We start from the raw sequence: 13,020 nt of genomic DNA, 5'->3' as shown, positions 1-13,020 counted from the left end.
TATTCAACGAGGATTATGCCTGCTCCTGCGCTTCTCCGCCTGGGATAATTTTTCCATCAAATCCCACTCCGGAGCCGCGCCATGCGCACCGTCTCTTCTCCCTCCCTGTCCTCCGGCGGCCCCGCCCCGGCCCCTCGCTCGCCCGCGTCCACGGGCCAGAGCGGTCTGTGGCAAATGGCGGGGGCCATGACCCTCTCGGGCACCATCGGCCTCTTCGTCATCGAGTCCGGCCAAAGTCCATGGAACGTCGTCTGGCTGCGCTGCGTGTTCGGCGCGCTCGGCCTGGCGCTCTACTGCTGGCGCGCCGGTCTGCTGCGCGACACCGGCTTCACGCGGCGCACGCTGCTGCTGGCGCTGGCCGCCGGCGCCGCGCTGGTGCTCAATTGGGTGCTGCTCTTCTCCGCCTACCGCCACGCGTCGATCTCCCTGGCCACGGCGGTCTACAACGTCCAGCCCTTTCTGCTGATCGGCCTGGGCGCGCTGGTGCTGGGCGAGCGGCCCGGCTGGAAGCGCGTCGGCTGGAGCGTGCTGGCCTTTGCCGGTGTGCTGCTGGTGCTGCCCTGGCACGGCACGCCGGCCGAACGGCACGAGCTGCTGCTGGGCACGCTGTACGGCCTGGGCGCGGCGCTGCTCTATGCGTTCACGGCCTTGATGGTCAAGCGGCTGCGCGCCATCCGCCCGCAACTGCTGGCGCTGGTGCAGGTCACGCTGGGCGCCGTGGCGCTCGCGCCGTTCGTGGATGTGAGCGCCCTGCCCGTCACGGCCGGCCCCTGGGCTTACCTCGTGACGCTCGGCCTCGTGCACACCACGCTGATGTACATCCTGATGTACGGCGCGATCCAGAAGCTGCCGACCACCTCGGTGGCGGCGCTGTCGTTCATCTATCCGGCCGTGGCGATCCTGGTGGATTTCGTGGCGTTCGGCCAGCGCCTCGATCCGCAGCAGTGGCTGGGCGTGGCCGCCATCTTCGCCGCGGTCGCCGGTGTCACGCTGGCCTCCCGCCCGGCGCCCACGGTGGCGGCCGCACCTCGCCGCAACGCGACGGCGCGGCTATGATGACCGGCATGAGCCAAGCCGACCTGCTGTTTCGCCGCGCCACCCGCGCCGACCTGCCCGCCATCATCGCCATGCTGGCCGACGACACCCTGGGCCAGACCCGCGAAGATCCGGCCATGCCGCCGAACGCGGCCTACGAGCGCGCCTTCGGCGCCATCGATGCCGATCCCAACCAGCTCCTGGCCGTCGCCGAGCGCGGCGGTCAGGTGATCGGCTGCCTGCAGCTGAGCTTCATTCCGGGCCTGTCGCGGCTGGGCCTGTGGCGCGGCCTCATCGAAAGCGTGCGCGTGGCCGCCAGCGAACGCGGCGCCGGCACGGGCCGCGCCCTGTTCGAATGGGCCATCGCGCAGTGCCGCGAACGCGGTTGCGGGCTGGTGCAGCTGACCACCGACAAGCGCCGCGCCGATGCCCAGCGCTTCTACGCCTCGCTCGGCTTCGTCGCCACCCATGAAGGCATGAAGCTGGAACTGTAGAATCCGCCTATCGGCCGCGCCGCTTGCGCGCGGCCCCTTCATTCCGGCGCCTCACGCGGCGTGCAGCAACAGGAGTCCGTGCCATGCATGGCGAATACAAGGTCCCCGGCGGCAAGCTGGTGGTGGTGGATCTGGCGGTGGCCGACGGCCGCCTCGCCGAGGTCCGGCTCTCCGGCGATTTCTTTCTCGAACCGCCCGAGGCGATCGACGCGATCAACCACGCGCTGACCGGCCTGCCGGCCCAGGCCAGCGAAGCCGACATCGCCGCGGCGGTCACGCGCGCCCTGCCCGCCGACGCCGAGCTGTTCGGCTTTTCGGCCGAGGCCGTCGCCGTCGTCGTGCGGAGGGCGCTCGCATGAGCCACACCGCCTGGAACGACTACGAGTGGCAACTGATCCACCCGGGCCCGCTCACGCCGATGCTGCACATGGCATTGGACGCGGTCATCACCGACGAAGTCGGCTCCGGCCTGCGGCCGCCCACGTTGCGGATCTGGGAGTGGGCCGCGCCCGCGGTGGTGATCGGCCGTTTCCAATCCCTCAAGAATGAGGTCGACCCTGAAGGCGCGCGCCGGCATGGCGTCGAAGTCGTGCGCCGCGTGAGCGGCGGCGGCGCGATGTTCGTCGAACCCGGCAACACCATCACGTATTCGCTGTCGGTGCCCGAAGCCCTGGTGCAGGGCATGAGCTTCCAAGACTCGTATGAGTTCCTCGACAGCTGGGTGATCAAGGCGCTGCACGAGCTCGGCATCAAGGCCTGGTACCAGCCGCTCAACGACATCACGTCCGACGGCGGCAAGATCGGCGGCGCCGCGCAGGCGCGCCGCTCCAAAGCCGTGCTGCACCACGTGACAATGTCGTATGACATCGACGCCGACAAGATGGTCGAGGTGCTGCGCATCGGCCGCGAAAAACTCTCCGACAAGGGCACCACCAGCGCCAAGAAGCGCGTCGATCCGCTGCGCAGCCAGACCGGTCTGGCCCGCGACGTCATCATCGAACGCATGCTGCAGACCTTCAGCGGCATGTGCCACGTGACCCCGGCCACGCTGTCGCAGGACACCCTGGCCAAGGCCGAGCAGCAGGTGCGCGAGAAGTTCGCCACCGAAGACTGGATCGGCCTCGTGCCCTGAACTTTCCCGCTGCCCGCGGAGTCTGTCCCAGGGCGCGCGCGTGATCGCGAGCGCCCTGTCATCTGTTGCAAGGAGTCGTCGTTACATGCCCGGCACGCTTACCCTGACCTCATGGCGCACGCTCGCCGCCGCCACCGCGCTCGCCGCCCTCGCCGGCTGCGCCAGCTCGCCCCCGGCCGACATCAGCCTGCCGCCCGGCGGCGCGCAAGCCGGCTCCGCCAACGCGGCCTTGCCGGCCGGCGGCCGTGCGGTGCAGGTGGGCAATCTGCGCACCGAGCGGATCGAATGGAAAGGCGTCAAGCCCGAGTGCAGCGGTGAATGCCCACGCATCGAGATCGACAGCGTCGCGTTTCCCGACATCCCGCAACTGACCAAGCTGGTCGACCGTGTGCTCGCCAGCCTCACCGGCGTCGACGAAAACCTGCGCGGCCAATACGACTCGCTCTCGACCTTCGTGCAGTATTTCTGGCGCAACGCGCAGGGCCGCGACACCACGTATTTCAAGGCCCAGGTGCGCGACGTCCAGGCCGGCGTGATCGCCGTCGAGCTGCACACCGCCCAGTACTTCACCGGCGCCGCGCACGGCATCCCGGCCACGGTCTTCCTCAACTGGCAGGTCGCCACCAACAGCGTGGTCCCGCTCGACGCCCTGTTCATCCCGGGCCGCAAACCCGAGTTCGACGCGCTGCTCAAGAGCGCCCATCAGCGCTGGCTCGGCACCAACGAAGACGCAAAGCGCGACCGCGCCGCCTACGATCGCATGTGGCCGTTCCAGCCCAGCGAGAACTACGCGCTCACCGAGAAAGGCATGGTCATCAAGTACGACGCCTATTCGATCGCGCCCTACTCCCACGGCGAACCCGAGCTGCTGATCCCCTACGACCAGCTGCGCGGCGTGCTGAAACCGGAGTTCCTGCCGCGCGGTTGACCCGGCCCTCGGCATGCAAAAAGCCCACGGCGAGCCGTGGGCTTTTTGCTGTCTCCTGCCATTCACGGGCACCTCGCGGCGCCCGCTCCGACCTTGTGTATCAGGGGTACAGACCGCGCACCTGGCGCGCCTGCAGGATGCGGGTGCACGCCACCACGAACGCGGCGGTGCGCAGCGTGATGTTGTGCTCGCGGGCGACCAGGGCGACCGACGAATAGGCTTCGCGCATCAGGCGCTCGAGGCGCTGATTGATCTCTTCTTCGCTCCAGAAGAACATCGAGAAATCCTGCACCCATTCGAAGTAGCTGACGGTCACGCCGCCGGCGTTAGCCAGCACGTCGGGCACGACGTACACGCCGTTTTCGCGCAGGATGTCGTCGGCCTCGGGGGTCGTCGGGCCGTTGGCGCCTTCGACCAGGATCTTGGCGCGCACCTGCGACGCGTTGGCCTTGGTGATCTGGCCTTCGAGTGCGGCCGGGATCAGGAATTCGGTTTCGAGGTGCCAGAAGGTCTCGGCATCGATTGCCTCGGCTTCGCCGAAGCCGCCCACACCGCCGGTGCGCGAAACGTGGGCCAGCAGACGATGCACGTCCAGGCCGTTGGCATTGTGCACGGTGCCGGTGTGATCCTGCGCCGCGATGACCTTGGCGCCGGCTTCATGGAACAGGCGGGCGGCGGTGCCACCCACGTTGCCGAAGCCCTGCACCACGACGCGGGCGCCCTCGACGGGCACGCCCTGGTCGCGCGCGGCTTCGCAGGCCACCACGAACACGCCGCGGCCGGTCGCTTCGACACGGCCCAGGCTGCCGCCCAGCGCGATCGGCTTGCCGGTGACGACGCCGGTCGCGGTCGCGCCTTCGTTCATCGAATACGTGTCCATCATCCAGGCCATGGTCTGGGCGTTGGTGTTCACGTCGGGCGCGGGAATGTCTTTCGACGGTCCGATGATCACGCCGATTTCCGAGGTGTAGCGGCGCGTGACGCGCTCGATTTCGGATTGGGAGAGGTTGCGCGGATCGAGCCGCACGCCGCCCTTGGCGCCGCCATACGGCAGGTTGACCGCCGCGTTCTTGATCGACATCCAGGCCGCCAGCGCCATCACTTCGGAGAGCGTGACATCCTGGTGGAAACGCACACCGCCCTTGCCGGGACCGCGCGAGGTGTTGTGCTGGACGCGGTAGCCTTCGTAGTGCGCGACCGTGCCGTTATCGAGCTCGATGGGCACGTCGACGATCAGCGTACGCTTGGGGCGCTTAAGGGTTTCGACCCAGCGGGCCAGCGATCCCAGATACGGCGTGACGCGATCCACCTGCTGCAGGTAGATGCCCCAGGGGCCGAGATGCTGAGGGTCCAGATACGAAGGCAAAGGATGGGCGGGTTGTTGCGACATTTTGAGCGACGCTCCTCACTGAATTTGCGCCATTTTACGGATAAAAGTAGTACGTCCCCTATTAATATAAAAATATATTTAATAGGGACATATACATGACTACCCCGTCCCGCGGGCTGGCCCACCGCTCGCCACCCGCCCCTCCCGGCCTTGCGCGGCGCCTGCATCGGACGCCCTGTGATCGCTCATGCTACGACGCCATCCGTTGCCGCGTCCAGACCTGTGTCAGACCACCTTCGGACTCGCGTCCAGATCAAGAGACGGCCCTTCCGCTGCGTTCGTTTCAATCCTCCTCCCGCTCCTCTCCCGCTGCGCGAGCCCCTTCCGATTCGGCCGCGCTCAGGCCGCTACGCGGTTCTTGCCGCCGCGCTTGGCCGCGTACAGCTGGGCATCCGCACGCCGGTACAAGACCTCCCAGGCCTCCTCCGCCCCGGCCACGGCCACGCCGGCGCTGAGCGTGACGGGGGACGCGCCATCGGGCGTGCGCACCTGACGGGCGACCGCGTCGCGCAGACGTTCCGCGCGCGCCAGCGCGTCGTCGATGCCGGCACCCGGCAACAGCACTGCGAACTCCTCGCCGCCGATGCGGCCGAGCAGGTCGCCCGGCTGTGTGGCGCCTTCCAGCGCGCGCGCCACATCCTTCAGCACCGCGTCGCCGCCGTCATGGCCGTAGACGTCGTTGATCCGCTTGAAGTCGTCCACGTCGCACAGCACCAGGGCGCACGTCGCCGGCGCGGGCACGCCGGCTCGGGCCGGTGCGAGCCGCGCGTCGAACCCACGGCGGTTCAGGAGCCCGGTCAGCCAATCGGTGTCGCCCTCGCGGCGGGCGTCGTCGAGCGCGTCCGCCGCGACCGCCGCCAGCAGCGCGATGGCCAGGCCCACGCTGAAGACCGCCAGCGACAGCTGCGTGAGCTGCCAGAAGCGCGAGTCCGCGAACGCCAGCGGGCCTTCGGGCGCGCGGCGGCCCAGGCTGAGCAGCGTGCGCGGCAGGAAGTGCAGCCCGAAGACCAGCACGATGGCGAACAGCGCGCGATCGATCCTGCGGCGGCTGCGCGCGCCTCGCATGCGCAGCGCGGTGACGCAGAACAGCGCGCCCAGCCCGCCGTTGAGCAGGTATACGCGGGCGAGCAGATTGCGATCGATATAGAAGAAGTAGGCCAGGACGCCGACCAGGGCGCCGCAGAACAGGGCATAGACCCGCCACGGAAGCGGTCGTCCCGCGCGCAGCAGCAGGCTCTGGGCGACCAGGCTGGCGGCAACGGCGTACAGCGTCGCGGAGACGACGGCATTGAGGCCCGTGTCGCGCGGGATGTAGAGCACCTGCGACGCCGCCCCCAGCGCGAACAGCAGGCAGGCGGCGGCCAGATGCAGCAGATGGGCACGACGCCGGAAGCCATACCAGAGGCCGAAAAACGCCAGACCGAACACCACCAGCAGCGCGGGCGCGATCAGGGACAGCGTGACACGGACTTCAGCACCGATCATGGGCACGTGCGAAGACGCCGCGCGCGAGCGGCGGGAGGGTCGAAGAAAGACGTCCGCGGCGGCAAGCCTGGCCGATCACCGCGTGCCGCAGGCCGGGGATACGACCGCGACGCGTTCAGTAGCGGTTGAGGTTCACGCCCTGCACGCCCTGCACGCCCGAGCCATTGGTCGCGGGCGCGGCGGGCGCAGCGGGCGCAGCGGGAGCGCCCGCCGCGGGCGCGGACGGCATGGACGGCGCCGACGGCAAGGAAGGCGCGCTCGGCGCGGCCGGGGCCGATGGCAGACTCGCACCCGCCGCGCGCTGCGCGTCCCGCTCTTTCCATGTCTTGTCGGCAATGCGCTTGAGCTCTTCCGACAGGCTTTCGGATTTGCCGGCCAGCGCCCAATCGGCGGCCGAGCGGCCCTGCTGATCGGTCGTGGTCGGATCGGCGCCCGCATCCAGCAGCAACTGCACCATGTCGCGATTGCCGGACAGCGCGGCCATCATGAGCGGCGTGCGGCCCTCGCCCGACGGCGCATTGACCATGGCCTTGTGGCGCAGCAGCATGCGCGCCGTGTCGACGTTGCCCTTGGAGGCGGCATACGCGAGCGGCGTCCAGCCCAGGCGATTGACCTGCGCGCCGCGCGCGATCAGCGCCTCGGCACGCCGGGTGTCGCCGGCGATGGCCAGATACATGAGCGGCGTCTCGCCTGCCGGGTTTTCGATATTGAGGTCGGTGCGCCGATCGGCGGCCAGCACATCGAACACCTCCCAGGCGCCTTCGGCGACCGCGCGCATGATCGTGGGCTGGCCGGTGCGATGCCGCGTGTTGGGATCGGCGCCCTGCGCCAGCAGCTTCTTCAGGTCGTCCGCGCGATCGTTCGTCACGTACACCCACCAGTTGCTCATGTCGGCGGCGGCGTGGGCCGGGGGCGGCGCCACGGTGAGCGCCGCGCCGGGCACGGCGAGCGCCAGCATCAGCGGCAAGGCCGCCAGCCAGGAACGACCGCGGCCACCCAGGCGGCGTGATTCGGCGTTGCGATTGTGCTTGCTCATGCTCCCTCCTCGTGGGGCGCGATCGTTGCGCCCGCAGCCATCATGATTCGGCGCCGGCCCGCGGCCGGCCCCTCAGCGCTCGATCTTGCTGAACAGTTTGAAGAAGTTCTCGGTGGAGGCCTGCGCCACTTCCGCGACCGACAGACCCTTCAGATCGGCGATCTTCTCGGCCACGTGGATCACCTTGGCCGGGTCGTTGAGCTTGCCCCGGTAAGGCACCGGCGCCAGATAAGGCGAATCCGTTTCGATCAGCAGGCGGTCGAGCGGCATGTTGGTCGCGACCTCGTGTACCACGGCGGCGTTCTTGAAAGTGACGATACCCGACAACGAGATATGAAAGTTCAGGTCCATCGCGGCCTGCGCGATCTCCCAGGATTCGGTGAAACAGTGCATCACGCCACCCACCTCGTCCGCGCCCTCTTCCTTGAGGATCTTGACCGTGTCTTCGGCCGACGAGCGCGTGTGGACGATGAGCGGCAGCCCGGTTTCGCGCGCGGCGCGGATGTGGCGGCGAAAACGCGCGCGCTGCCAATCGAGCGGCTCGCTCAGGCGGTAGTAGTCGAGGCCCGTCTCGCCGATCGCCACGACCTTGGGATGCCGCGCGAGGCGCACCAGCTCCTCGGGCTCGGGATCGGGCGTGTCTTCGTAATCGGGATGGACCCCGACCGAGGCCCAAAGATTGCCGTGCGGCTCGACGAGCTCGATCAGCCCCGGCCACTCGGGCATGTTCACGCTCACCACGAGCGCGTGCGTGACCTGATTGGCGCGCATGCGGTCGAGCACGCCAGGCAGGTCGCCGGCGAGCTCGGGAAAATTCAGATGACAGTGCGAATCGACGTACATGGACTTCAACAAAAATCGGCCCGGAATGCGCCCGGGCCGGGGTCTCTCAACCCTGGCAGGATAGCACCACGCGCTGCAGCGTCGCGTGGGCGAAGAGCTTGGCATTGAGCGGATGCGAGGCAAGGCGGCGCTGCTTCGTCAGCCACTGCGCGGCATCGGCCACCTGGGCCGCGCGCACGCGCTTGCCGATCGCGCCGACATCGCCCGCCAGCGCCGGAAAATAGCGCACCGGCGCGCCGCTCGCGGCCAGCATCAGATCGGTATAGAAGCGTTGCAACGCGTCCAGCCACTCGGCCGCGGGCAGCTTCTCGACGGCCTCCGCCAGGCTGCCCACATCGGGCTGTCGCCCGGCGGCCAGCGGCTCGGTGAGCTGCGTGAGCCAGGCGGGCACCGGGCTGTCGCCCTGCTGCGCCAGGCGCAGCGCGCCCAGCGGCGCGCCGCCCGCGGCGGCCAGCCAGCCCTCCGCAGGACGCACGCCCTGCTCGCGCAGCCACGCCAGGGCCACGTCGGGCGCGGGGGCGGCCAGCGGCAGGCGGCGGCAACGTGACACGAGCGTGGGCAGGAGCCGGTCGGGCGCCTCGATCACCAGCAGAAACACCGTATTCGGCGGCGGCTCTTCCAGCACCTTGAGCAAGGCATTGGCCGAGATGATGTTCAGGGCCTGCGCCGGGTACAACAAGGCCACGCGATAGCCACCGCGGTGAGTCGCGGTGTTGAACCACGACTCCAGCGACCGGATCTGGTCGATCCGGATTTCCTTGGAAGGCGCGCGCTTGCTCGCGCCGGTCGGCGCCGCCTCGGCGCCGTCCTCGCTGTCGGGAGCGGCGTCCGCGCCCTCCTCGAGCGCCACGGCCTCGGGCCGGATGCGGCGCAGGTCGGGATGGTTGCCGCTCTTGACCCAGCCACAGGCGATACAGGCGCCGCAGGCCAGGCCATCGCGCGGCGACTCGCACAGCAGGCTGGCGGCCGCGGCGGCGGCGAAATCGAGCTTGCCGATCCCCGCGGCGCCGTGGATCAGCCAGGCATGCGCGAAGCGTTCACGATGGCCGAGCCACGCACGCGCGGTGGCCTCGTGCCACGGAAGGAATTGCGCCAGACTCATGCCGCGGACACGGCGGGCACGCCCGCCTCACGCAGAAAGGCCTCGACGTCGGCCGCCAGCGCGGCGCGCACCTGCTCGAGCGACTGGCTCGCGTCGATCACGTGGATGCGGGCGGCGTCGGCGCCCGCGCGCGCCCGATAGGCTGCACGGGTGCGCTCGAAGAACGCCTGCTGCTCGCGTTCGAAACGGTCCGGCGTGCGCGCGGCCGTCATGCGGGCACGCGCGACCTCGAGCGGCACATCGAACAGCCAGGTGCGGTCCGGCGCGAGCGGCGGTTGCATCCATTGTTCGAGCACGGCGATGCGCGCCGCGCCGAGTTCGCGGCCGCCGCCCTGATAGGCGTAGGTCGCGTCGGTATAGCGATCGCACACCACCCAGGCGCCGCGCGCCAGGGCCGGCGCGATCACCTGGCGCAGATGTTCGGTACGGGCCGCGAACATGAGCAGGGTTTCGGTGTCCAGGCCCATGGGCTCGTTGAGCACCAGCTCGCGCAGCTTTTCGCCCAGCGGCGTGCCGCCGGGCTCGCGCGTGGACACGACCTCCAGGCCGCGCGCACGCAGGGTCTCGACCAGCCACGCGATGTGCGTGCTCTTGCCGGCGCCATCGACGCCTTCGAGCGTGATGAAGCGTCCTCGTTGGGTCATTGATTCTGCCCTTGTCCCAGGATGTAGCGGGCGACGTTGCGGTTGTGCTCGGCCAGACTCACCGAGAACTCGCTGGTGCCGTTGCCGCGCGACACGAAAAAGATGAACTTGTGTTTTTCGGGCTGCACCGCCGCCAGCAGCGCGGCCCGGCCCGACGCCGCGATCGGCGTGGGCGGCAGGCCCGGACGCGTGTAGGTATTCCAGGGCGTGTCGGTCTGCAGATCGCGCTTGCGGATGCGGCCCTGGTACGCCTCGCCCATGCCGTAGATCACGGTGGGATCGGTCTGCAGCAGCATGCCCAGGCGCAGCCGGTTGGCGAACACGCCCGAGACGCGCGCGCGCTCCGGGCCATGGCCGGTTTCTTTCTCGACGATGGACGCCATGATGAGCGCCTCGTAGGGCGTGGCCAGCGGCAGATCGGGCGCACGCTGGGCCCAGATATCGGCCAGCACCCGCTGCCCTTCGTGGTAGGCCCGGCGCAGGATGTCGTAATCGGTGCTGCCCGGCGTGAAGACATAGGTGTCCGGGAAGAACATGCCCTCGGGATGTTTGATATCGGACCCGAGGCGCTCCATCAGCGCTTCGTCGCTCACGCCCTCGAGCGTCTGTTTGATGTCGGGGTGCGCGGCCAGCGCGGCCCGGATCTGACGGAAGTTCCAGCCCTCGAGCAGCGTCAGCGTGCGCTGCGACATATCGCCGCGCGCCATGCGCTGCAGCAGCAGCCAGGGGGTATCGCCGTTGATGGCCTGATAACCGCCGGCCTTGATCAGCTTGTCCTGCTCGGACAGGCGCGCCATCCAGACAAAACCGGGCTCCCAGACGGGCACCCCGGCCGAATTCAGGGTGCGGGCGATCACGCGCGGGCTGGCGCCCGGATCGACCACGAAGTCGACGCGGTCGGCGGCCAGGTGCATGGGCCGGTGCATCCAATACCAGGCCCCGCCTGCGGCGATGGCGCCCGCCAGAACGGCCAGCAACAACGTCAGCAGAACGAAAAAGCGGAAGCGTTTCATCATAAGTGAGCGAGAGTGTAATGGATCGGACGCGACGCCGCCGTGTCATCCGTCCCTGTTGGTGACACGGACTTGCGACGCCGCGCCCGCCGTGGCGGGTATCATGAACAGCAGTCGCAACCACTCTGGGGCGCGGGTCAAACCGGCGCCTTCCGTCCATGCACGCATTCTTCGATTCGATTCCCCCCGCGCGCGAAGGTTCGCCCACCTGCGCGCCGCTCGCCGGCTTCCGCGTGATCACCGCCGCGGGCAGCGACGCGCTCGCCTTCCTGCACGGCCAGGTCACGCAGGACATCACCGGGCTCAAGCCCGAGGCCGCCGCGCTGGCCGGGTACTGCACCGCCAAGGGCCGTCTGCTCGCCACCATGGTGGCGTGGCGCGCCACCCAGACCGACGACCCCGAGGGTCCGCAGCTCCACGCGCTGGTGCGCGACGATCTGGCCGATGCGCTCATCAAGCGCCTGGGCATGTTCGTGCTGCGGGCCAAGGCCAAGCTCTCCAGCGCCGATCTGCAGGCCGGCGGCGTCACCGCCGCGCCGGCGCAGGTCGAGGCCCTGGCGGCGGCCGCGGGCGGAGATCTGCCGCATGTGCCGTGGCAACGCGCCGAGCTGCCCAGCGGCACCTGGATCGGTGCCCCGTCGGCCGACACCCAGCGCCGCTGGTGGTGGATCGCCACCGCCCCGCAGTTCGACAGCCACGGCGCCGCGCTGGCCGCCCTGCTCGGCCGCACCGACGAAGACAGCTGGCGCGCCGCCGACCTCGCGGCCGGCCTGCCCTGGATCGCCCAGGCCACGCAGGATGTCTTCATCCCCCAGACGGTCAACCTGGATCTGATCGGTGGCGTGAACTTCCGCAAGGGCTGTTATCCCGGCCAGGAAGTGGTGGCGCGCAGCCATTACCGCGGCACGGTCAAGCGCCGCATGGCCTATGGCACGCTGGCCGACGGCGGCCCCGTGGCCGCCGGCACCGATGTGTACGATGCCACCCAGCCCAACGAACCCTGCGGCCGCGTGGTCGACGCGGCGGCGCTGGGCCGGCATGTCGCGGTGCTGTTCGAAACCACGCTGGCCAGCCTGCCCGCCGGCGCCCTGCATCTGGGCGCCCCCGACGGCCCGGCGATCACCGTGGCCGCGCTGCCCTATCCGATCGAGCCGGACGCGTCCTGACACAGGCACACGGCCGGCCTGAATGCGGGCCGGCCGTCCGCGCCTGAGCCCGCGCTACACCGACACGTCGAACAGCGCGCCCACGCCGGCCGTCAGCGCGATGGCCAGCGCGCCCAGCACGGTCACCCGCAACGCCGCGCGCCCCATGGGCGCGCCGCCGGTCCGCGCCGCGATCGCGCCCAGCGCGCCCAGACCGATCACCGATCCCACCATCACCACCGGGATCAGCACGCTGAGCGGTGCCAGCACCGACAGCAAGAGCGGCAAGGCCGCCCCCGACGCGAACGAGCACGCCGAGGCCAGCGCCGCCTGGACCGGCCGCGCGCGGTTATGCGGCGAGATGCCCAGCTCGTCACGGGCATGCGCGCCCAGCGCATCGTGCGCGGTCAGTTGCCGCGCCACCGTGCGCGCCACATCCGGCGCCACGCCACGCTTCATGTAGATCAACGCGAGCTCGTCGAGCTCCTCGCCGGAATTTGCTTTCAGGGCCGCGCTCTCGATGCGCAGGTCGGCCTCTTCGATGTCGAGCTGCGATTGCACCGACACGTATTCCCCGGCGGCCATCGACAGCGCACCGGCCACCAGCGCGGCCACGCCCGAGGTGAGAATGGCTTCATGGCTGGCCTGGGCCGCCGCGACGCCAGCGATCAGGCTCGCCGTGGACACGATACCATCGTTGGCACCCAGCACGGCCGCGCGCAGCCAGCCCGCGCGATTGATTCGGTGATGATCGGGTGGCGGCATGCCCAGCC

At 69.6% G+C, this 13,020-nt stretch carries 14 protein-coding genes; 6 read left to right on the top strand and 8 right to left on the bottom strand.

All coding sequences use genetic code 11. The features are described from left to right. Window positions 1-81: 81 nt before the first annotated feature. The 5 genes from CEK29_RS10495 (at window position 82) to CEK29_RS10475 (ending at window position 3,589) form a co-directional block, all read left to right on the top strand. Complete coding sequence (locus CEK29_RS10495) at window positions 82-1,056, top strand: DMT family transporter (RefSeq protein ID WP_094858043.1); 975 nt, start codon at window positions 82-84, stop codon at window positions 1,054-1,056. An 8-nt stretch (window positions 1,057-1,064) separates the two neighbouring features. Then, entirely contained in the window at window positions 1,065-1,529 is a 465-nt protein-coding gene (locus tag CEK29_RS10490; protein ID WP_094799599.1) for a GNAT family N-acetyltransferase, read from the top strand. Between the two features lie 83 nt (window positions 1,530-1,612). Further along, the gene (locus CEK29_RS10485; protein WP_094858042.1) at window positions 1,613-1,888 is read left to right on the top strand and encodes a biotin--protein ligase; all 276 of its coding nucleotides are present in this window, start codon (window positions 1,613-1,615) and stop codon (window positions 1,886-1,888) included. Next, window positions 1,885-2,661: a lipoate--protein ligase family protein gene (locus tag CEK29_RS10480; RefSeq protein WP_094858041.1), complete on the top strand. Its 777-nt coding sequence runs from the start codon at window positions 1,885-1,887 to the stop codon at window positions 2,659-2,661. Before CEK29_RS10485 ends, CEK29_RS10480 begins: the two co-directional genes overlap by 4 nt. An 85-nt stretch (window positions 2,662-2,746) precedes the next feature. Further along, window positions 2,747-3,589, top strand: coding sequence for an RsiV family protein (locus tag CEK29_RS10475; protein WP_094799566.1), 843 nt, complete (start codon window positions 2,747-2,749; stop codon window positions 3,587-3,589). Between the two features lie 100 nt (window positions 3,590-3,689). On the opposite strand, the gene CEK29_RS10470 is transcribed toward CEK29_RS10475, so the two are convergent. The 7 genes from CEK29_RS10470 to mltG all read right to left on the bottom strand — a co-directional run bounded on the left by CEK29_RS10470 (window position 3,690) and on the right by mltG (window position 11,105). Next, a complete protein-coding gene (locus CEK29_RS10470) occupies window positions 3,690-4,979 on the bottom strand; it encodes a Glu/Leu/Phe/Val family dehydrogenase (RefSeq protein WP_094799565.1) in 1,290 nt (429 codons plus the stop codon). Window positions 4,980-5,318: 339 nt separating this feature from the next. Further along, window positions 5,319-6,464 (bottom strand): GGDEF domain-containing protein, encoded by a 1,146-nt coding sequence (locus CEK29_RS10465; protein ID WP_094858040.1) that lies wholly within the window; start codon window positions 6,462-6,464, stop codon window positions 5,319-5,321. A 115-nt stretch (window positions 6,465-6,579) separates the two neighbouring features. Beyond that, entirely contained in the window at window positions 6,580-7,422 is an 843-nt protein-coding gene (locus CEK29_RS10460) for an ankyrin repeat domain-containing protein (protein ID WP_094858183.1), read from the bottom strand. 150 nt (window positions 7,423-7,572) lie between these two features. Further along, window positions 7,573-8,343, bottom strand: coding sequence for a TatD family hydrolase (locus tag CEK29_RS10455; RefSeq protein WP_094799563.1), 771 nt, complete (start codon window positions 8,341-8,343; stop codon window positions 7,573-7,575). A 46-nt stretch (window positions 8,344-8,389) separates the two neighbouring features. After that, window positions 8,390-9,445, bottom strand: coding sequence for a DNA polymerase III subunit delta' (holB, locus tag CEK29_RS10450; protein WP_094799562.1), 1,056 nt, complete (start codon window positions 9,443-9,445; stop codon window positions 8,390-8,392). Beyond that, entirely contained in the window at window positions 9,442-10,089 is a 648-nt protein-coding gene (gene tmk / locus CEK29_RS10445) for a dTMP kinase (RefSeq protein WP_094858039.1), read from the bottom strand. Before tmk ends, holB begins: the two co-directional genes overlap by 4 nt. Then, a complete protein-coding gene (mltG, locus tag CEK29_RS10440; RefSeq protein ID WP_094858038.1) occupies window positions 10,086-11,105 on the bottom strand; it encodes an endolytic transglycosylase MltG in 1,020 nt (339 codons plus the stop codon). The genes tmk and mltG overlap by 4 nt, the downstream gene beginning before the upstream one ends. Window positions 11,106-11,260: 155 nt before the next feature. Between mltG and ygfZ the strand changes: the two genes are divergently transcribed. Then, window positions 11,261-12,268: a CAF17-like 4Fe-4S cluster assembly/insertion protein YgfZ gene (gene ygfZ, locus CEK29_RS10435; RefSeq protein WP_094858037.1), complete on the top strand. Its 1,008-nt coding sequence runs from the start codon at window positions 11,261-11,263 to the stop codon at window positions 12,266-12,268. A 54-nt stretch (window positions 12,269-12,322) separates the two neighbouring features. Here the strand turns inward: ygfZ and CEK29_RS10430 are convergent, their stop codons facing one another. Further along, entirely contained in the window at window positions 12,323-13,012 is a 690-nt protein-coding gene (locus CEK29_RS10430; protein ID WP_094799558.1) for a VIT1/CCC1 transporter family protein, read from the bottom strand. Window positions 13,013-13,020 lie beyond the last annotated feature (8 nt).

Source organism: Bordetella genomosp. 5 (assembly GCF_002261475.1).
Classification (GTDB): domain Bacteria; phylum Pseudomonadota; class Gammaproteobacteria; order Burkholderiales; family Burkholderiaceae_B; genus Bordetella.
This window is presented reverse-complemented; position numbering and strand designations above follow the sequence as displayed.